We start from the raw sequence: 19,711 nt of genomic DNA, 5'->3' as shown, positions 1-19,711 counted from the left end.
TGATGTCTGCAATACAAATCGTATATTAGCCGATATTTTGCGATTGCCAATATCGCACCCACGCTGCACTGCTTGATTCACACTGCGCAATCACGCGTTCAAAACCATCTGCCCCACCATAATATGGATCGGGTAAAGCTTGCTTTGGATAGACTGCATCATGCGCACTCATTAAAGCAACTTTTACATTCATTTGATCTGAATTCACTTGGTCTGCTTGCGCTTTCAAACGCAGAATATCAGCATAATTCTGATGATCCATTGCCAAGATAAGATCAAAATCTTGAAAATCAGCCAATTTTAACTGCCTTGCTCGTAAGTGACTCAAATCATAACCATGTGCAAGTGCATGACGCTGACTGCGTGAGTCAGGTGCTTTATTCGGATGATAATTACTGGTGCCTGCTGAATCAACTTGTATATTTAATCCTGCACGCAAAGCCTGTTGTTGCAGTATCACCTCTGCGGTGGGTGAGCGACAAATATTACCTAAACATACGCACAACACTTTATAAGGCACTGCCGTTTGATTTGTATTGCTGAATTGGTCTGATGGTTTTGACATGACTGCCCAAATGTAAAGTAAATGATGCGCTATGACGCCTAAGCAACGCATGCTACATTAGCAAAATCATGGACAATACAAAAGTTTCAGGACGAAAAATGTCAGGATTTGCCTTTCAAACTGTTGCGAATTTGATCGTTGGGATTGATAGTTTATCTCAAATGAATGAAGAATGTCGCAGGCTCAATATGCGCAATATCATGGTCGTGACCGATCATGGTCTAGTTGCGCAAGGCATTGCCAAGCAAGTGACTGACCAGATTCAAACCAATTATCAGCTCTATACTGATGTGCAAGCCGATCCGCCTGATCATGTGGTGCTCTCAGCAGTCGATTTTGCCAAACGATCTCAAGTCGATGGCGTGATCGGATTAGGTGGTGGTAGTGCGATGGATGTCGCCAAGCTCATTGCGGTACTTGCCCATCCAAAACAATCACAGTCATTACAAAGCATGTATGGGGTCAATCAAGTCCAAGCACCTCGTCTACCCTTAATTCAGATTCCAACCACTGCAGGTACTGGATCAGAGGTAACACCGATCGCAATTGTCACCACTGGCGAAACAACAAAATCTGGTGTGGTGTCACCAATTCTCTATGCAGATACTGCCATCCTCGATGCAAGCTTAACTGTAAACCTCCCTGCGCACATTACGGCAGCAACAGGTATCGATGCAATGGTGCATGCCATCGAAGCTTACACCTCAAAACATAAGAAAAATTCATATTCTGACTTGCTTGCAATCCAAGCATTAAAATTACTTGATCAATCACTACCGATTGCACTCAAGTCACCACAAAATTTAGTAGCACGTCAAGATATGCTTTTCGGCGCAATGCTTGCAGGTCAGGCTTTTGCCAATGCACCAGTCGCTGCTGTCCATGCACTCGCTTATCCACTCGGTGGGCATTGCCATCTCTCTCATGGGCACAGCAACACCTTAGTTTTGTGTGAGGTTTTGAAGTTTAATGCGCCGGTGGCAGAAACACTGTATGCAGAACTTATGCAAGCAATCAATCCAAATGCCAAAGGCTCAACATCTGAACTTTGCCAACTATTTATTAATCACATGCAAAATATCTGTGAACAAAGTGGTTTGAAATTAAAACTCTCTGAACTGGATATTACCGAAGATTTATTAGATACACTTGCGCACGATGCGATATTGCAAACCCGACTGTTGCAAAATAACCCACGTGAGCTAAGCGAAGCCGATGCTTTAGCGATTTATCACGCTGTGTTATAAACGACTTCTTAAAATATATGATGTTCAAAATCTTTCTCGAAAAGACATGCGTAGAGCTTGACCTTAAACCATGTTACTATCTTTTAAGTAGTAAAAAATCAAGGTAGAAAAGGCGAATATCATACTATGAGCAAAAAAATCGTGAATGACACCTGCCCCGTTGCTCGCAGTCTATCTGTCTTTGGCGACACGTGGAGTATCCTGATCCTGCGTGATGCGCATGCAGGGTTTACACGTTTTGATCAATTTCGTAAGCGTTTGAACATTGCCCCGACGATGCTCACCAAACGCCTCAATGATTTAGTGGAAGATGGTTTGTTGACAAAACGTCGCTACTCAGACAATCCACCTCGTGAAGAATATATACTCACTCAAGCAGGACGAGATTTTTTACCGATTCTATTTGTGATTGCCGATTGGGGAAGTAAACATGTACCGCATCAAAATCCTGACCTGATGCATCAGTTCTACGACGACCAGCAAGGTACGATGATTGAGCCAGTGGTCATCGATCAACAGACTGGTGCAGCAATCGGAACACGGAAGATTTTAATCAAACAAGGTAAATCTGAACTCAGCGCTGAACAAATGCTTTCGGAAAAAACAAAAACCTAAATTCGCTAAAGTGGAGGTGATATAAAGTGGTTGTTAAGTTTTTTAAAACAGCGTTATTGTCATCAAAGTGTCAAGTTGGTTACTTAATATAGGCATCACAACTTGATAACAATAATTTTAATTTTTGATGATGTTTAAACGACATCAAACTATAAAAATAACAAGTGAATAAACCGTCGGATTGCGAATAATCCAAAGGATGAGAGCGCAGACAGAACTAAAACAAGTTTAAAACCAATCAACTTTTGAAGCTGAGTTGATTGGTTTTTTTATTTCTATATTTGTTCGATATTTCAAAACATCAAAATAAAAAGCACCACTGATGTGATGCTTTCCAAGATAACTAACCTGAAAATTAAAATCTAAGAGATTTGAATTTTTGAAAAATTAACCTAAAAATGCAGTGTACATCCAAACTAATTTTTCTTGCTCTTGCACATATTCAGTCACAAGATCAGCTGATCCTTGATCGTCCACACCTTCCGCAGCTTCGGCAACCGTACGTTGCTCTTCGATCAGGGCTTGCAAGCCAGACACTAAGCCTTTCACACATGCTTTGCCATCGTGAACATTTTTATCTTCTTTGATCGATGCATTTTCAGAGAAATCTGAATACGCATGAAGGGGCACACCGCCAAGCGTCAAAATACGTTCTGCAATTTCATCAATTTGAAGTTGTAAGTCTGTATAGAGCTCTTCAAATTTTTCATGTAGAGAGAAAAAGTGCTCGCCTTTCACATTCCAGTGATAGCCACGCACGTTAATATAAAAAATGTGATAGCTGGATAAAAGGTTATTTAATTTTTTAATAATTTCTGTCATGTCTTTTTTTTCAAGACCGATTTGATTGGTGTTTGCCATGTGATTTCTCTTCCTCTAATCAAAAAAATTAATTTAAAAATTTTTGATATATTCAGTGCAAACTCTGCGTTTCTTTTGCAAATCTAAAGTTGCAAAACTAAAAAGCACTCAACAGATCATCAACTTATGCAAACTATACTAACAAACCCAAATGTAAGGTGTGTGTCAATTGACAGCGGTTTATTTTCAAATTGTTAATATATCTTTTAAAAGAATTAACTAAGTCAGCAAATGTAGCGTAGAAGCACATATTGCTCAAAATGACAGCATCAACACTGCTTTTGGTACATCATTTTTCCAGTCATTGCGAAGTGTTGGCAAATAAAAATTCGCACCAATTTCAACCAACTCTGTATCTAGATAACTATGCATCGCAAGTAAGAATACGTAGTCATCATATAATTGATTCAGTCGGTTTTGCTTTTGTTGAAAGTTTTTACGTGCTTGCTGTGCTTTTTTTACCAACTGATTGGCAAAATCACGATCTTTTAGCTTCGTAAGCGCCGTCAATCGAAACTCAACTGTTGCCCATTCTTGTATCAACCGCTGAAACATTTGATAATCTTTATGTGTACTTTCCCACGTAATATCCTCAACTTGCTCATCACTTTCAGGCAAAATTGGTAGAAGTAAATCCATTGTACTTGGGAAAATTTTCTTAAAATTCATCATAAATTTGATCGAATCACCACCTGGGTAATCTTTAAATTCAACCGTTTCACGACGATCTGTCAAGAAAATAACAAACATAAAATGACTCAAATAATCAAAGTCGCCTATTGTAGTGTGTCTGAAGAATATTGACTACCTAAAATCTCAAGACAGCAACTCAAGACTACAGCGCCAAACAACAACGCAAGATTGCAACGTAAAATGCTTTTGACATCAGAAATAAATTATTACAATACACGACATTAGTTCTGTCATTTTTTGCCAATTTACTGCAAGGAATACAATTGTATAAAAATGACAAAATGTCAAAGTTTGAACAATTGTTTCAATAAAAAATACTATTTTTTAAGAATTAGTAAGTAGATGAAATTTATACAAGGAATTGTACAGAATTAATTGATAATTAAATCTAAATATTTATTTTAGTATTGTCGTATTTTGCAATTCTGATGAATAAATAAGCTTGCTATACTCTTTTCATAACAGAATAGAAGAACAAAGTGATTTATTTCCTCCAAAGCAAAGCTAGTGATCTTAGCCGATGATCTCTAGCTTTATTTTTGCCTATTGGTTTTTTGGTTTTCGCTAAAGCCTTACATTTTTTCTTGAATAATTGTCAAAGCTTGCGCAAAAAGTTGTTCTGCACTCTGTGAAGCATCAAGACGAATTATGCGTTGTGGATTTTGTTCAGCCAATTGGCGATAGCTTTCTTGAATGCGTTGAAAAAACGCCATCTTTTCTTGTTCAAAACGATCGAGTGCACCACGATTCTTCGCACGCTGCATACCCTGCTCTACAGGCAAATCAAGCCAAAAGGTCAAATCAGGCATTTTTGCCACAAAGGTATTGGTTAAGAGATCAATTTGCGCTTTATCCATGCCACGCCCGCCATGTTGATAGGCAACACTGGCATCGACAAAACGATCACATAGCACGACTTTATTCTGCGCTAAAGCAGGTAAAATCACTTGATCTAGATGTTGCGCACGTGCTGCATAGATGAGGAGTAATTCTGTCGCATGACTCACCTGCTCCTGTTTTGGCGTCAACAAAAGTTCTCGAATCTGCTCGGCAAGCGGTGTGCCACCTGGTTCACGGGTTAATACAACATCATACTCACCGCTTAAAGCCTTGTTTAAACTGGCAATCAGTGTACTTTTACCAACGCCTTCTGTCCCTTCAAAACTAATAAACATTGTTATTCCTTATTTTTGATCATTCACTACGGTTCTTACGAAGTTGCGTTAGATAGTCTCTTACCGCCTGATTATGTTCTTGCAAGGTATTGCTAAATTTATGCCCACCATCACCTGTCGCCACAAAATAGATCGCTTTGCCATCATCAGGATGTAAAGCTGCATGAATCGACTTTTGACTCGGCAAGGCTATCGGTGTCGGTGGTAAGCCATTGATAGTATATGTATTATAAGCCGTAGGCGTGGTTAAATCACTACGACGAATATTACCCTTGTAGCGATCGCCCATACCATAGATCACTGTTGGGTCAGTTTGCAGGCGCATACCGATATTTAAACGACGCACAAAGACACCTGACACTTGCTCAAGTTCCGCATCAATCGAAGTTTCTTTCTCTACGATGGACGCCATGATTAACGCTTCATAAGCATTGTCATAAGGTAGATCTGCACTACGCTTAGCCCATTCTTCTGCCAAAATTTTCTGCTGACGTTGATACAAATCTTTTAGAATCGTGATGTCCGTTTCACCTTTGGCATAAAAATAGGTATCAGGAGCAAATAAGCCTTCAGGATGGGATTCCGTTGCACCAATGGCTTTTAAAATTTCCGCATCTGACTGATCAAGCACGGTATTTTTAACATATTGATTGTTCTGTAGTTGTTGTTTCAGTTGCTTAAATGTCGTTCCTTCAATCACCAAAATACGGCTCATTAGTGCATTTTCAGCGTTGCTTACCATGCTTAAAACAGAGGCAATCGAATCACCTTGATGCACTTCATAGACACCTGCTTTCATCGTATCGTTAATGACGAAGCGTTGATAAAGTTTCAGTACGATTGGAAATTTAACTTGATCGTTATCATCTAATTGGTCAATAAACTTAGAATAGGTCTGCCCTTTTTCGATCGACAGCATCTGTACTTTTTTATCCGTAGGATAATCTTTCCAAAGACTCTGTGATAAAACATAAGCACAGCATAGCAATCCAATTACAAAAACCGCAGCGATGAGTTTTGGAAATTTTCGATTAAAAAACTTAGGTTTCTGTTTTGCCGATTTTTTCGAAGTTGCAGACTTTCGTTGCGTTTGCTTTGCCATAAAAAATACTTAATAAAATAATGTGAAGATTTAAACTTCTTTACCGCTCATATTCAAGCAGAGTGCTGTAATGAAAGCGTGAACACCTTAACTCAAATCGGATAATTGCAACTGCTGAAATACGCTTTCACAAACAGCTCGATTTAACTGTTGCTCACCATAGTCATCAATCAAAGTTTGAACGATCTGCATTGCGTGTAAACTATTACAGAAAAAAATCGCCTGAACTGATGCCAATTCTGAACGCTTAATTTTACGGATTTGATGTGCAATTTGAAAGTGTTGCATCCGAGATAAAATCTCTTGACGCATCACACCATCAATGCCTGCCAATGCCAAATCTGGCGTATGCCATTGCCCATTCATATAAACAAAGCAATTACTGGAAATACCTTCAACTAAATCATCATGTTGATCAAAACAAAGTGCTTCGTGCCAATCCTGTTGATTGGCTTGATGTTTTAAAATCACTTGCTCAATTCGATTCAAACTTTTAATACCACGCAGTTGTTGCATTGGCGTAGACAAGGCTTGATCCATCAATCCAACTTTTTCTAAAACTGAAATTTCGCTGGAAAATGCCGTTTTTGGATAAAAGTAAAAATACAGATCTGCATCTTGATCAGGTGGTGCATAACCACGTTGTCCCTGCCCTCGACTAATGAGAATTTTTATTGTGCCGTGTGCATTTTCGCCATATTGCGCTGATATTTGATTTAAGAAATTTTCTTTATCTGTATTGATTCGATCCATATCACAATTTAAGCAAAGCGCAGGAATTGCCTTTTCAAAACGTGCAAGATGACGTTGCCATAGGTGAATTTCACCTCGACCATGCTGTGCTGTGGTGAAGCATCCATCGCCATACAAAAATCCACGATCTTCAATAGAAATAAGATGTTGATGCTCATGATCAGAGATCATTTTGGCGTTTTTTTGAATCAGCATTGTCATTCATTCTTTGGAGATACGTGCATCATTTCAAACTATTAATCGTTTTAAAACAACTTATAAATCACTTTTTTTCATATTAATTGCGTTTTTAAATATTTTTTATGCTTTAGAAAACTACATATGCTTGCCTTATCAAAAACAGAGAATACTTTTGCAAACATTCAATTTACATATTTTGGAGAATACATCATGAAATTTACAACAGTGAAAACAGGTATTGCCATCGCACTTTTAGGTTTAAGTAGTGCGACTTTTGCCAAAGATTTTCTTAATGCGTCATATGACCCGACGCGTGAGCTGTATACCGAGCTCAACAAATCTTTTGGCGACTGGTGGAAAGATCGCACCAAGCAAGACGTTAATTTTAAACAATCACATGGCGGTTCAGGTAAGCAAGCTCGTGCAGTGATTGATGGCTTAAATGCCGACGTGGTGACTTTGGCATTGGCAGCGGATATTGACGTCATCGCTGAAAAGGCAAAATTACTCCCTGCCAACTGGCAATCCAAACTGCCAAATAACGCCACGCCGTATACTTCAACCATCGTGTTCTTGGTGCGTAAAGGCAATCCAAAAGGTCTGCAAGATTGGGGCGATTTGGTGAAAGATGGTGTCGAAATCATTACACCAAATCCAAAAACCTCGGGCGGTGCACGTTGGAATTATCTCGCAGCATGGGCTTGGGCGAAGCATCAAAAAGGTGGAACCGATGCCAAAGCGCAAGAGTTCGTTCGTCAGATTTATAAAAATACCAAAGTACTGGATTCAGGTGCACGTGGTTCAGCCACAACTTTTGCTGAACGTGGTATCGGCGATGTTTTACTCGCTTGGGAAAATGAAGCACATCTCGCGATTCGTGAGCAACCGGGTAAGTTTGAGATCGTAACCCCAAGTCTGTCCATCTTGGCTGAACCACCTGTTGCAGTCGTTGAAAAGAATGCCAAGAAAAATGGCAATGAGCACTTAGCCAAAGGCTATCTGAACTATTTGTATTCCCCTGCAGGACAAGAGATTGCAGCGAAAAACTATTACCGTCCACGTAATAATGCCGTGCTGAAAAAATACAGCAATGTCTTTAAACCGTTGAAATTGGTCACTATCGACAAAGAATTTGGTGGTTGGAAAAAGACGCAAAAACATCATTTCGATAATGGTGGCATTTTCGATCAAATCGTCAAAGCCAACAACAGCCAATAATGCAAATTTAAATAGTGCAATTTGAAAACTTTGCAATAAAAATCAACCAAGAGGTGGCGCAGATGAGTAATAACTTACATACATTACATACCATCATCGTTCCGGGTGTAGGTGATAGTGATGCCAATCATTGGCAGTCATGGCTTGCCTATAAACTCGGCGACTCCTCAAGGGTCGTTCAACACGATTGGAACAAGCCTGTGCTGAATCATTGGGTGCAACGCTTTTATCAGCATGTCAGCCAATATCATCGTCCGATTCAGCTGGTTGCGCACAGCTTTGGTTGCTTAACTACCATTGCAGCATTGAATCAATATCCACAGCTGAAACAATGGGTTGAACAAGTCATTCTTGTTGCGCCTGCCAATCCTGCACGGTTTTCTACAACAGGTTTTGCTAATGGGGTGAATAGCAACGATTCATCTACAAACGGCTCTTATACGACAGATTTTTTGAAATATACGCTCGATTTACCGACTTTATTGATCTTAAGTGAAAACGATCCGTGGCTGGCTTTTGAGGATGCCATCACCTATGCCAAAGCGTGGGATGTGCCATATATCAATCAAGGGCTTGCAGGGCATATCAATGTTGAATCAGGTTATGGCGCATGGTGGCAGTTGCTTGATTATTTGCAGGTGATGCAACAGCAACCGTTTTTATTCCAAAAGAACACTGTGTTGCAAAGACGTTTTAGTCTGGCAGGCTAATTTTTAGTATTCGCCTAAGTACGGCATAAGATGAGTATAAATCATCTGATTCGTGGAAACGTCAGTCGCATTGTCCGAGGTCAGAACAATATTAGCAAAATGGCGTTTTTCAAGGCATTGGATAAATTTTAGTGTATGACCGAGTTTGCGATGAGCAACACTGTTGCGCAAGTTGGTTTGCCCTTGCGTGGCAATGCCACTCATCCCGAAAAAAAAGTAGGTCGAACCGAAGGTTGATCTGCCTATATGACTATAAACGGTATGATTCGGAGCAAGACTTTATATTTTTCAATTAGATGAAGTCCCTATTTCCTCGAAACTCCGTTTTTTAGATTTTTAGTTTTTTTAAATAATTAGGTGTTCCTATGGCACGACAGTCCCGTGTGATCGCAGGTTTTGGTTTATCTCTTGGGGTGACCTTAACGTATTTGACCTTGATCGTGATTTTGCCCTTATCTGCAGTGTTTATCCATTCTCTCGGGATTGGATGGGATGGATTTTGGGAGATTTTAGGCTCAGAACGTGTGTTGAAATCCTTACAACTGAGCTTTTCCACTGCCCTATTTGCTGCGGCGTTAAACCTTGTGTTTGGCTTGATCTTAGCGTGGTGTTTGGTGCGTTATCAATTCTTTGGTAAGCGACTTGTTGATGCCATGATTGATTTGCCTTTTGCCCTGCCTACAGCCGTTGCAGGGATTGCCTTGACCGCACTGTATGCGCAGAACGGTTGGATTGGTCAGTACTTTGATCGAGTTGGGATTGAGATCGCCTATACACCGATCGGAATTACCTTGGCTCTAGTCTTTATCGGGATTCCTTTCGTGGTGCGCACGGTACAACCTGTCCTTGCCGATTTGGAAACTGAGCTTGAAGAAGCAGCCAGTGCCTTAGGTGCCAATCGTTGGCAGACGATTACCAAAGTCATTTTCCCGATTTTACTGCCTGCATTACTTACTGGTTTTGCCCTCGCCTTTGCACGTGGTGTCGGTGAATATGGCTCGGTGATTTTTATTGCAGGCAATCAACCCTATCAAACAGAAATTGCACCGCTATTGATTATTTCTCGCTTAGAAGAATACGACTATGCAGGCGCAACCACCATTGCGGTAGTGATGTTGGTCATTTCTTTTATTTTCTTATTGATTATTAACCTGTTACAAGGTTGGGCAAGTCGCCGTACAGGGAGAACCGTATCATGAACGCCAATCATTCTTCAACGGCATTGGCACTACGCCTACAGTCGCAAGATGCCACTCGTGAGCCGAGCGCTGTACGTTATGTCTTGATCGGGATCGCCCTTTTATTCTTTGTCAGTTGCTTGATGTTGCCTTTGGTTTTGGTCTTTGTAGAAGCCTTTCGTCAAGGCAGTGCGGTATTTTTTGCAGCATTGGTTGAGCCTGATACTTTATCTGCGGTGAAACTCACTTTACTCACGGCTGCCGTTGCTGTTCCGCTAAATGTGATTTTTGGTATCGTAGCCGCTTGGGTAGTGACCAAGTTTCGATTTAAGGGCAAATCCATTCTGACCACTTTAATTGATTTGCCATTTTCCGTATCACCTGTGATTGCAGGTCTGATGCTCGTTCTACTGTTCGGCACACAAGGTTGGTGGGGCGAATGGTTGCAAGACCGTGATGTGGCGATTCTCTATGCCGTACCTGCGATTATCCTTGCGACTGTATTTATCACCGTGCCTTTTGTTGCTCGTGAGCTGATTCCATTGATGGAAGCGCAAGGTACAGAGGAAGAGGAAGCGGCAATTGTACTCGGTGCGTCAGGTTGGCAGACCTTTTGGAAAGTGACTTTGCCCAATATCAAATGGGGTCTGCTCTACGGTGTGATTCTGTGTAATGCCCGAGCAATGGGTGAGTTTGGTGCGGTATCAGTGGTGTCTGGGCATATTCGTGGTGAAACCAATACCCTGCCACTACATGTCGAGATTCTCTACAACGAGTATAGCTACAGTGCCGCATTTGCCGTAGCGACGTTGTTAGCTTTACTTGCGATCGTGACCTTGATTATTAAGACATGGGTTGAGCTTCGCCAAGAACGACAATAAGCCCAACAGCATTTCGCCATGCACGTTTAGCCACAATTTTAGCCAAATTAATCAGTAAATATTGACCACAGATTTTAGGAATTCGACATGAGTATTCAAGTCAAAAACATCGACAAACATTTTGGAAATTTTCACGCACTCCAAGACATTAGCCTTGATTTCCCAGAAGGCGAATTGGTTGCCCTGCTTGGTCCATCGGGCTGTGGCAAAACCTCGCTACTACGTATCATCGCAGGTTTAGAATCGGCGGATTCAGGACACGTGCTTTTAGAAGGGCAAGATGCCACCGATGTTCATGTGCGTCACCGTCAAGTGGGTTTTGTCTTTCAGCATTACGCCTTATTTCGTCACATGACTGTGTTTGATAATGTCGCATTTGGCTTACGTGTTCGCCCTCGTAAAACACGTCCAAGCGAAGCGGAGATTAAGAAAAAAGTCACTCGATTGCTCGACCTCGTACAGCTTGACTTTTTGGCAGATCGTTATCCTGCACAGCTCTCGGGTGGTCAGCGTCAACGTATTGCGCTTGCTCGTGCTTTAGCGGTTGAGCCACGTGTATTGTTGCTCGATGAACCTTTTGGCGCACTGGATGCCAAAGTGCGTAAAGAACTGCGCCGTTGGTTGCGCAATCTACATGATGAATTGCACATTACCTCAATCTTCGTGACGCACGACCAAGAAGAAGCACTAGAAGTTGCTGATCAAATCGTGGTGATGAATAAAGGGCAAGTCGAACAAATCGGTACGCCACGTGAAGTGTATGACTATCCTGCGAGTCCGTTTGTATTTGATTTCTTGGGTCAGGCAAATCGTTTTGACGGTAATGTAAAGCAAAATACCTTACAGCTTGGTCAATCGAATTTAATTCTCCCTGATCATCAAGCACGTGCTGAAGGTCAAGTGATTGCCTTTGCTCGACCAAATGAATTGCACATTCATACCACGCCACAGCACAATACCATTCAGGCACATTTCCAACGTGAGCTGTGGATTGCAGGCGAGATTTTGGCGGAGTTTCGTGATAATGATGGACGCTTGATTGAGATCCGTTTGAGTCCTGAACAAGCGGGTCAATTACAACTGCGAGCACAACAATCGGTGTGGATTGCAGCGTCAAATTTACATATTTTTGATGTGTCACAGTCGGCATAAGCGATTGCTAACATTGCTACTAATAAAGTTGCTATACTGATTCAACTAAGACGCTTAATTTACTGAAATAATTCAACATTTAAAAGTAAATGAATCTATAATTTCAGCAAATCTCGTCTTGATAAGTAATGATGCGAATTTGCATTATTCACGGAGATATTGAGTGAATTTTCAACAATTAAGAATTATCCGAGAAACGGTACGTCAGAACTACAATCTGACTGAGGCATCCAATGCCCTCTACACCTCACAGTCTGGGGTGAGTAAACACATCAAAGATTTGGAAGATGAGCTTGGTGTACAGCTTTTCGTGCGTAAAGGTAAGCGTCTACTAGGTCTGACGGAGCCAGGGCAGTCGCTACTCGGTATCGTTGAGCGCATGTTGGTCGATGCAGATAATATCAAACGTCTTGCCGATGACTTCAATCTGGTTAATGAAGGCACGTTAACCATTGCCACCACGCATACCCAAGCGCGTTATGTGCTACCGCCGATCGTCAGTCAATTTAAAAAATTGTTCCCGAAAGTCCATCTGATCCTACAACAAGGCAGTCCCGTAGAGATTGCTGAAATGCTGCTGCTCGGCGAGGCGGATATTGGCATTGCCACGGAATCACTCACCACCGAAGATGCCCTAGCAAGTGTGCCCTACTATCAATGGCAACATTGCATCTTGACGCCGAAAGATCATCCTTTGACCCAAATTGAAGAATTGAGTCTATACGATCTCGCTGAATATCCCCTGATCACCTATCATGGCGGTTTTACAGGGCGCTCGAAGATCGACCAAGCCTTTCAAGAAGCCAGCCTTGATGTAGAAATCGTCATGTCAGCGCTCGATGCCGACGTCATCAAAACCTATGTTGAGCTAGGCATGGGCGTAGGTATTGTCAATGGTGTAGCATTCGATGGGGAACGTGATCACCGTTTAAAACAGATCAAAACCTCGTTATTTGGTACCAATACCACGTGGATTGCTGTGCGCAAAGGACATTTGCTTCGTGGCTATGGTTATGACTTCATTTCACTGTGCTCGCCAAATACAGATATTAAAGCCTTGAAAAAAGCCGCTTATCCTGAGTAAGTGTTACAGTTTGGAAAATGCCATCGTTTATAGTGTCCGAATTAGAAGAATCATATAAACGGTGGTTTTTTATGCGTTTAGATTACCCACCTGAAAATCTATGAAATATCCACTATTTTCTAACCTTAGATTCTCAAATGAAGTGCAAGAGAGACTAAATTATTGGAAAGAAGCAAGATGAGCTAGCATTTTGCTTCCGACCGTCCAAAGTCAAAGTTGCACGCATGATCTATACCCATCTCACTCTAGAAGAAAGATATCAGATTTATGCGTTGTTACGAGAAGGTTTTTCGAAGCGTCATATCGCATGTAGGCTAAATTGTTCATCTTCGACCATTTCTAGAGAAATTCAACGTAATCGTGCAAGAAACGATTATTTCACTAAACATGCCGATCAACTCGCCAAAAGACACCACTGCTCCAATCATAAAAAGAATCTCTCATGAAATATGGGCTCGTGTCATTTCCCATCTCAAGCATCAATGGAGTCCCAAACAGATCGCCTCACATGTTTCTGTCAGTTTGCATTCAATTTATCGTTTCATACGACAAGATAAAGGCACAGGTGGAAAGTTATTTCTCAATCTACGGTTCAGAAATCAAACAAAAAGAAAATAGGGTTCTCCTGAAACTCGTGGTCAACTAAATAATCGTAAAAGTATCCATGATCGACCCACTGAGGTTGAACAACTCATCCGCTTTGGTGATTTAGAAATAGATACGATTGTAGGTAAGTACCATCAGCAATCATTAGTTTCTATCGTTGATCGCAAAACTGGCTATTTATGGCTCAAGAAATGCCAAACACGTAAGGCAGAAGAAATTTCCCAAGCAACGATCAGACTTCTCATGCCGATCAAAGATCAACTCAAAACGATTATCGCAGATAATGGTAAAGAGTTCAGCCTGTATGAATATACTGCTCAAGCATTAGAAATAGGCTGGTATTTCGCTGATCCTTATAGTGCTTGGCAACGAGGTACGAATGAAAATACCAATGGTTTAATCAGGCAATATATCAAGAAAGGCAGTGATTTGAATATGTATACAGTGGCTTATATTGCAGAAATCACGCAACGTCTGAATCACCGCCCTAGAAAAAGACTCAGCTTTAGAAGTCTGAGTCAGGTATTATGGCAACAGCACGGTGTTGCACTTCAAATGCAAATCAATGCAATAAAAAACGCAGTCTAAAAACTGCGTTTTTTATGGAAAAAGAATCAATTATTTCTTTTTCTTTGGTCCAATGAGCATACCCATCTGACGACCTTCCATCTTCGGTGCTTGCTCAATCACACCAATCTCTGCCACATCGGCTTCGATCTTTTGTAATTGTGCCAAACCAAGATCTTGGTGCGCCATTTCACGACCACGGAAACGCAATGAGATTTTCACTTTGTTACCTTCTTCAAGGAACTTAGTGATCGCACGTAGTTTCACATTATAGTCACCAACATCAGTACCTGGGCGAATTTTAATTTCTTTCACCTGTACTTGATGTTGTTTCTTTTTGGCGTCTTTTTGCTTTTGTTTTAGATCAAACAAGTGCTTGTTGTAATCCATGATTTTGCAGACTGGTGGCTCAGCATTCGCCACGATCTCTACCAAATCTAGATCAGCATCTTCAGCGGCTTTGATTGCCTCTGCAAGTGTCACGATGCCTTTTTGCTCACCATCAGCGGCAACGAGGCGTACTTCTTTCGCACGGATCTCGTCGTTAATCGCAGGACGGTTCGATTTTGCACTTTGCTGTTTATTACGGTCAGGTTGTTTGATTGCTATTTACTCCACAATATACCGGCCACGTTCGGCAACGGCTGAATTTACGAGGTCAATGAACGCATCAATAGACATCGTACCCAAATTTTTTCCTGTACGTGTACGGACATTGACTGTCCCTTCTTCCACTTCTCGATCACCGAGTACAAGTAGATATGGTACACGTTCCAAAGTTTTCTCGCGAATTTTAAAGCCGATCTTCTCATTTCTCAAGTCAGACTCTGCACGAATCCCTTTCGACTTTAGTTTCGCAACCACAGATTGGCAAGCCTCAGCTTGCGCATCGGTTATGTTGAGCACACAGGCTTGAATCGGTGATAACCACGGTGGCATAAATCCTGCGTAGTGTTCAATCAGTATACCAATAAATCGCTCAAAACTACCAAGAATCGCACGGTGCAACATCACTGGATGGTCACGATCGTTCTCTTCTGTCACAAATTCTGCGTCTAAGCGTACTGGCAAGTTGAAGTCACACTGTATCGTACCGCACTGCCAGACACGACCAAGACAGTCTTTCAGTGAAAATTCAATTTTTGGCCCATAGAATGCACCTTCACCCGGTTGCAGTTGCCAATCAAGACCTGCTTCGTCCAGTGCATCTGCCAAAGATTTTTCAGCAATATCCCAAAGTGCATCATCACCCACACGTTTTTCAGGGCGTGTCGAGAGTTTCATTTGCACTTCTTCAAAGCCAAAATCTTTGTACACATCCAAAGTCAGCTTGATGAAGTCTGCAACTTCTTGACCAATTTGCTCTTTGGTACAAAAGACATGTGCATCATCTTGGGTAAAGCCACGCACACGCATGATACCGTGCAACGAACCTGACGGCTCATTACGGTGACACGAACCAAACTCCGCCAAACGAATCGGCAAATCACGGTACGACTTCAAGCCTTGATTAAAGACTTGTACGTGACATGGGCAGTTCATCGGTTTGACTGCATAGTTACGACTTTCTGAATGTGTAGTGAACATATTCTCAGCGTAGTTAGCAGCGTGACCTGATTTTTCCCACAATGTGAAATCAACGATTTGCGGGGTCTTAATCTCAAGGTAGCCATTGTCTTGCTGAACTTGACGCATATATTGCTCAAGCACTTGATAGATTGTCCAACCATTCGGATGCCAAAACACCATACCCGGTGCTTCTTCTTGCATGTGGAACAAATCTAGGGCTTTACCAATCTTACGATGGTCACGTTTTTCAGCTTCTTCAATCCGTTTGACATAAGCGGCAAGCTGTTTTTTATCCGCCCACGCTGTGCCGTAAATGCGTTGCAGTTGTTCATTTTTGGCATCGCCACGCCAGTACGCACCTGAAATCTTGGTCAATTTAAATGACTTTAAGAATTTGGTATTTGGCACGTGAGGGCCACGGCACATATCGACATATTCTTGATGATAGTACAAGCCCATCGCTTGCTCATCAGGCATATCTTCAACAAGGCGCAATTTATAATCTTCGCCACGCTCGGTAAATACTTTGATCACGTCGGCACGTGGGGTCATTTTTTTGATGACATCATAATCTTGGTCGATAAGCTGTTTCATACGCTCTTCGACTTTTGCCATATCTTCTAAAGTGAATGGATGAGGCATCCAAATATCGTAATAAAAACCTTCTTCGATCACAGGTCCGATGACCATTTTCGCTTCAGGGAACAATTGCTTGACCGCATGACCAACCAAATGCGCACATGAGTGGCGAATAATTTCGACACCTGCATCATCTTTTGGCGTGATGATTTGCAATGTCGCATCGTCGCTAATCAAGTCACTGGCATCAACCAAACGATCATTGACACGTCCTGCAACGGTATTCTTCGCAAGTCCCGGTCCGATACTTTGTGCAACTTCCATCACTGAAACAGCATGATCGAAAGATTTTTGGTCGCCATTCGGCAAGGTAATAATTGGCATATAAAATCCTTAAGGAGTGATGCCCTCTACCAAAGAGCATATCACCGCGAGATTATGATCAAGGTTTTTGGAAAGCTTAATTGAAAGGCTTAAAAGAACCTAAAACAGATAAAACGGTGCATAAAAATTTAACACCAAATTTTACACCGATCTTTGGATTTAATAAACCTCTGTGCTTATTTTTATCATGCTTTGCATGCATGAATCCCATAAAAAAGCACCTCCGAAGAGATGCTTTTGAGAAACTTTAAGAAAGTTATAACTTATAATTTTGTCTAAATAGTTTAAGTTCACTACTTTATACACTCTAAGCAACCGAATGATGCTGTACTCGACGTACTGCGTATGAGCTTAGCGGCGTAGTGGTAGTGGATTAAAATATTTCTGACAAAACTTATGCCATACCTTTAGATTTCAAAACTTCTAGCATGGTTGAACCAAGCTCTGCAGGACTACGTGTATACGCCATGCCAGCTTTTTCAAATGCAGCAAACTTCTCTTCCGCAGTACCTTTACCACCAGAGATGATCGCACCTGCGTGCCCCATACGCTTACCTTTCGGCGCAGTCACACCAGCAATATAGCCCACAACTGGTTTCGTCACATTTGATTGGATGAATTCAGCTGCTTCTTCTTCCGCAGAACCACCGATCTCACCGATCATGATGATTGCATCTGTATCAGGATCTTCTTGGAATAATGTCAAAGCATCAATTTGGTTCATTCCTGGGATTGGGTCACCACCAATACCGATACACGTCGATTGACCTAGACCAAGTTTAGTAGTTTGTGCAACCGCTTCATACGTCAATGTACCAGAACGTGAAATGATACCGATACGACCTGGTTGGTGGATGTGACCCGGCATAATACCGATTTTACATTCACCTGGAGTAATCACACCTGGGCAGTTCGGACCAACTAGACGTGTACCATTACCATTGGTTTCAAGGTAACGCTTCGCTTTAAGCATGTCGATGGTCGGTACCCCTTCAGTGATCACTACGATCAATTCCACACCAGAATCAACTGCTTCGACGATCGAATCCAATACGAATGGCGCAGGAACATAGATCACAGATGCATCAGCACCAGTTTCTTTTACTGCGTCTTTCATGGTGTTAAATACAGGCAAGTCTAAGTGAGTAGAACCACCTTTACCAGGAGTCACACCACCAACAACTTTTGTACCGTACTCAAGTGCTTGTGCAGAGTGGAATGTACCGTTTTTACCCGTAAAACCTTGTACCAATACTTTGGTGTCTTTATTAATTAATACGCTCATGATTGATACTCCCTTAGCCTTTTACTGCAGCAACAATTTTCTCTGCAGCATCAGCCAAGCCATTTGCAGAAGTTAGTTTTAAACCAGATTCGTCAAGAATTTTTGCACCAAGTTCTGCGTTGTTGCCTTCAAGACGAACAACAACAGGTACAGTGACATTGACTTCTTGAACCGCTGCAATAATCGCTTCAGCAATCATGTCACAACGTACAATACCACCGAAGATATTGATCAATACACCTTGTACAGAGGTATCTGCCAAGATCAATTTGAACGCTTCAATCACACGTTCTTTAGTCGCGCCGCCACCTACGTCAAGGAAGTTTGCAGGTTGACCGCCATACAGCTTGATGATGTCCATGGTTGCCATTGCAAGACCAGCACCATTGACCATACAGCCAATGTTACCTTCCAGTGCAACATAGTTGAGTTCAAATTCAGATGCTTTAAGCTCGCGCTCATTCTCTTGAGATTTGTCACGTGATGCAGCTACTTCAGGCAAACGATACAAAGCGTTTGAGTCGATACCAACTTTGGCATCAACCGCCAAGATGTCGCCATTTTCACGCACTGACAATGGGTTGATTTCAAATAATGCAAAATCATTTTCTACAAATGCTTGATATGCACCTGTCATGATTTTTACAAATTGACTAATTTGCTTGTCTTTTAGACCCAAAGCAAATGCAACTTCACGTGCTTGGAATGGCTGTAAACCAACTAATGGATCAACTTCAACTTTAAGAATTTTTTCAGGCGTTTCTTCTGCCACTTTCTCAATTTCCACACCACCTTCTGTAGATGCCATGAACGTGATACGACGACTAGAACGATCGACGACTGCACCCAAATATAGCTCACGCTCTACTGGATAAACATCTTGGCACACCAATACGCTGTTGACTGGTTGACCTGATGCATCAGTTTGATACGTCACCAAACGAGTACCGATTAAGTCTTGTGCAACTTGAGCAGCTTCTTCTTTAGATTTAACGACTTTTACGCCACCTGCTTTACCACGACCACCTGCATGGACTTGTGCTTTGATGACTGCAAATTTTCCACCAATTTGCTCAAAAGCGTTTGCTGCTTCTTCTGGCGTTGTCGCTAAAGCACCCTCTTGTACAGGGAAGCCGTATTTTTTTAACAACGCTTTTGCTTGATACTCATGTAGATTCATTGTTTTACCTTAATCGTGTTTAACGTGCCGAAATGACTTATAACTTTTCGGCGGACACTGGTTTTTGAGAATCACTGCGCAGTGCAATAGCCAAACCACAGACCACGAACAACTGCACAATGACGAC

Annotated in this window: 19 protein-coding genes and 1 pseudogene; 10 read left to right on the top strand and 10 right to left on the bottom strand. The window is 41.7% G+C overall.

The genetic code is table 11. The features are described from left to right. Positions 1–25: 25 nt before the first annotated feature. Positions 26–565 carry a low molecular weight protein-tyrosine-phosphatase gene (locus ACE3PQ_RS05875; RefSeq protein ID WP_374296064.1) on the bottom strand — a complete coding sequence of 180 codons (540 nt, stop codon included), beginning with the start codon at positions 563–565 and terminating at the stop codon, positions 26–28. A 98-nt stretch (positions 566–663) separates the two neighbouring features. On the opposite strand from ACE3PQ_RS05875, the gene ACE3PQ_RS05870 reads away from it, so the two are divergent. Together ACE3PQ_RS05870 and ACE3PQ_RS05865 are read left to right on the top strand one after the other, a co-directional pair. Then, positions 664–1,812 (top strand): iron-containing alcohol dehydrogenase, encoded by a 1,149-nt coding sequence (locus ACE3PQ_RS05870; RefSeq protein WP_374296093.1) that lies wholly within the window; start codon positions 664–666, stop codon positions 1,810–1,812. 126 nt (positions 1,813–1,938) lie between these two features. Then, positions 1,939–2,427: a winged helix-turn-helix transcriptional regulator gene (locus ACE3PQ_RS05865; protein ID WP_374296062.1), complete on the top strand. Its 489-nt coding sequence runs from the start codon at positions 1,939–1,941 to the stop codon at positions 2,425–2,427. A 387-nt stretch (positions 2,428–2,814) separates the two neighbouring features. Here ACE3PQ_RS05865 and ACE3PQ_RS05860 read toward each other — a convergent pair whose 3' ends face one another. The 5 genes from ACE3PQ_RS05860 to pabC all read right to left on the bottom strand — a co-directional run bounded on the left by ACE3PQ_RS05860 (position 2,815) and on the right by pabC (position 7,206). Further along, positions 2,815–3,288, bottom strand: coding sequence for a Dps family protein (locus tag ACE3PQ_RS05860; protein WP_241571219.1), 474 nt, complete (start codon positions 3,286–3,288; stop codon positions 2,815–2,817). Between the two features lie 255 nt (positions 3,289–3,543). Then, a complete protein-coding gene (locus ACE3PQ_RS05855; RefSeq protein ID WP_374296060.1) occupies positions 3,544–4,038 on the bottom strand; it encodes a hypothetical protein in 495 nt (164 codons plus the stop codon). A gap of 515 nt (positions 4,039–4,553) precedes the next feature. After that, entirely contained in the window at positions 4,554–5,156 is a 603-nt protein-coding gene (tmk, locus tag ACE3PQ_RS05850; RefSeq protein ID WP_374296057.1) for a dTMP kinase, read from the bottom strand. Between the two features lie 19 nt (positions 5,157–5,175). Continuing rightward, complete coding sequence (gene mltG / locus ACE3PQ_RS05845) at positions 5,176–6,258, bottom strand: endolytic transglycosylase MltG (protein ID WP_374296055.1); 1,083 nt, start codon at positions 6,256–6,258, stop codon at positions 5,176–5,178. An 87-nt stretch (positions 6,259–6,345) separates the two neighbouring features. Continuing rightward, the gene (gene pabC, locus ACE3PQ_RS05840; protein WP_374296053.1) at positions 6,346–7,206 is read right to left on the bottom strand and encodes an aminodeoxychorismate lyase; all 861 of its coding nucleotides are present in this window, start codon (positions 7,204–7,206) and stop codon (positions 6,346–6,348) included. Positions 7,207–7,401: 195 nt separating this feature from the next. Here pabC and ACE3PQ_RS05835 point away from each other — a divergent pair, with 195 nt between their 5' ends. From ACE3PQ_RS05835 to ACE3PQ_RS05800, 8 genes and pseudogenes are all read left to right on the top strand, one after another. Further along, complete coding sequence (locus tag ACE3PQ_RS05835) at positions 7,402–8,409, top strand: sulfate ABC transporter substrate-binding protein (RefSeq protein ID WP_374296051.1); 1,008 nt, start codon at positions 7,402–7,404, stop codon at positions 8,407–8,409. Positions 8,410–8,471: 62 nt separating this feature from the next. Continuing rightward, positions 8,472–9,119 carry an RBBP9/YdeN family alpha/beta hydrolase gene (locus ACE3PQ_RS05830; RefSeq protein WP_374296049.1) on the top strand — a complete coding sequence of 216 codons (648 nt, stop codon included), beginning with the start codon at positions 8,472–8,474 and terminating at the stop codon, positions 9,117–9,119. Between the two features lie 365 nt (positions 9,120–9,484). Next, positions 9,485–10,318, top strand: a complete 834-nt coding sequence (gene cysT, locus ACE3PQ_RS05825; protein ID WP_374296047.1) for a sulfate ABC transporter permease subunit CysT — start codon at positions 9,485–9,487, stop codon at positions 10,316–10,318. Beyond that, positions 10,315–11,178 (top strand): sulfate ABC transporter permease subunit CysW, encoded by an 864-nt coding sequence (cysW, locus tag ACE3PQ_RS05820; RefSeq protein ID WP_374296045.1) that lies wholly within the window; start codon positions 10,315–10,317, stop codon positions 11,176–11,178. Before cysT ends, cysW begins: the two co-directional genes overlap by 4 nt. Positions 11,179–11,265: 87 nt before the next feature. Next, entirely contained in the window at positions 11,266–12,330 is a 1,065-nt protein-coding gene (locus ACE3PQ_RS05815) for a sulfate/molybdate ABC transporter ATP-binding protein (RefSeq protein WP_374296043.1), read from the top strand. 163 nt (positions 12,331–12,493) lie between these two features. Further along, positions 12,494–13,414: a CysB family HTH-type transcriptional regulator gene (locus ACE3PQ_RS05810; RefSeq protein WP_374296041.1), complete on the top strand. Its 921-nt coding sequence runs from the start codon at positions 12,494–12,496 to the stop codon at positions 13,412–13,414. Positions 13,415–13,638: 224 nt separating this feature from the next. Further along, the gene (locus ACE3PQ_RS05805; protein ID WP_374296039.1) at positions 13,639–13,860 is read left to right on the top strand and encodes a helix-turn-helix domain-containing protein; all 222 of its coding nucleotides are present in this window, start codon (positions 13,639–13,641) and stop codon (positions 13,858–13,860) included. 193 nt (positions 13,861–14,053) lie between these two features. Next, a pseudogene (locus tag ACE3PQ_RS05800) lies at positions 14,054–14,608 on the top strand (IS30 family transposase); the annotation flags it as partial. Between the two features lie 30 nt (positions 14,609–14,638). Here ACE3PQ_RS05800 and infC read toward each other — a convergent pair. From infC to sucC, 4 genes are all read right to left on the bottom strand, one after another. Beyond that, the gene (gene infC, locus ACE3PQ_RS05795; protein WP_374296091.1) at positions 14,639–15,190 is read right to left on the bottom strand and encodes a translation initiation factor IF-3; all 552 of its coding nucleotides are present in this window, start codon (positions 15,188–15,190) and stop codon (positions 14,639–14,641) included. A gap of 6 nt (positions 15,191–15,196) precedes the next feature. Beyond that, entirely contained in the window at positions 15,197–17,119 is a 1,923-nt protein-coding gene (gene thrS, locus ACE3PQ_RS05790) for a threonine--tRNA ligase (RefSeq protein WP_374296037.1), read from the bottom strand. Between the two features lie 394 nt (positions 17,120–17,513). Continuing rightward, a complete protein-coding gene (sucD, locus tag ACE3PQ_RS05785; RefSeq protein ID WP_374296035.1) occupies positions 17,514–18,404 on the bottom strand; it encodes a succinate--CoA ligase subunit alpha in 891 nt (296 codons plus the stop codon). Positions 18,405–18,417: 13 nt separating this feature from the next. Beyond that, positions 18,418–19,584 carry an ADP-forming succinate--CoA ligase subunit beta gene (sucC, locus tag ACE3PQ_RS05780; RefSeq protein WP_374296033.1) on the bottom strand — a complete coding sequence of 389 codons (1,167 nt, stop codon included), beginning with the start codon at positions 19,582–19,584 and terminating at the stop codon, positions 18,418–18,420. Positions 19,585–19,711: the final 127 nt, after the last annotated feature.

The organism is Acinetobacter sp. (genome assembly GCF_041911495.1).
Classification (GTDB): Bacteria; Pseudomonadota; Gammaproteobacteria; order Pseudomonadales; family Moraxellaceae; genus Acinetobacter.
Note: the sequence above shows the minus strand (reverse complement) of the source record. Positions and strands in the feature narration are given on the sequence as shown.

Coding starts and splice junctions, on each gene's coding strand:
- ACE3PQ_RS05870 (WP_374296093.1), top strand. CDS start 664: ATGTCAGGATTTGCCTTTCAAACTGTTGCGAATTTGATCGTTGGGATT.
- tmk (WP_374296057.1), bottom strand. CDS start 5,156: ATGTTTATTAGTTTTGAAGGGACAGAAGGCGTTGGTAAAAGTACACTG.
- ACE3PQ_RS05855 (WP_374296060.1), bottom strand. CDS start 4,038: ATGTTTGTTATTTTCTTGACAGATCGTCGTGAAACGGTTGAATTTAAA.
- ACE3PQ_RS05865 (WP_374296062.1), top strand. CDS start 1,939: ATGAGCAAAAAAATCGTGAATGACACCTGCCCCGTTGCTCGCAGTCTA.
- ACE3PQ_RS05875 (WP_374296064.1), bottom strand. CDS start 565: ATGTCAAAACCATCAGACCAATTCAGCAATACAAATCAAACGGCAGTG.
- ACE3PQ_RS05805 (WP_374296039.1), top strand. CDS start 13,639: ATGATCTATACCCATCTCACTCTAGAAGAAAGATATCAGATTTATGCG.
- pabC (WP_374296053.1), bottom strand. CDS start 7,206: ATGCTGATTCAAAAAAACGCCAAAATGATCTCTGATCATGAGCATCAA.
- cysW (WP_374296045.1), top strand. CDS start 10,315: ATGAACGCCAATCATTCTTCAACGGCATTGGCACTACGCCTACAGTCG.
- ACE3PQ_RS05815 (WP_374296043.1), top strand. CDS start 11,266: ATGAGTATTCAAGTCAAAAACATCGACAAACATTTTGGAAATTTTCAC.
- sucD (WP_374296035.1), bottom strand. CDS start 18,404: ATGAGCGTATTAATTAATAAAGACACCAAAGTATTGGTACAAGGTTTT.
- mltG (WP_374296055.1), bottom strand. CDS start 6,258: ATGGCAAAGCAAACGCAACGAAAGTCTGCAACTTCGAAAAAATCGGCA.
- sucC (WP_374296033.1), bottom strand. CDS start 19,584: ATGAATCTACATGAGTATCAAGCAAAAGCGTTGTTAAAAAAATACGGC.
- ACE3PQ_RS05830 (WP_374296049.1), top strand. CDS start 8,472: ATGAGTAATAACTTACATACATTACATACCATCATCGTTCCGGGTGTA.
- ACE3PQ_RS05835 (WP_374296051.1), top strand. CDS start 7,402: ATGAAATTTACAACAGTGAAAACAGGTATTGCCATCGCACTTTTAGGT.
- thrS (WP_374296037.1), bottom strand. CDS start 17,119: ATGCCAATTATTACCTTGCCGAATGGCGACCAAAAATCTTTCGATCAT.
- cysT (WP_374296047.1), top strand. CDS start 9,485: ATGGCACGACAGTCCCGTGTGATCGCAGGTTTTGGTTTATCTCTTGGG.
- ACE3PQ_RS05860 (WP_241571219.1), bottom strand. CDS start 3,288: ATGGCAAACACCAATCAAATCGGTCTTGAAAAAAAAGACATGACAGAA.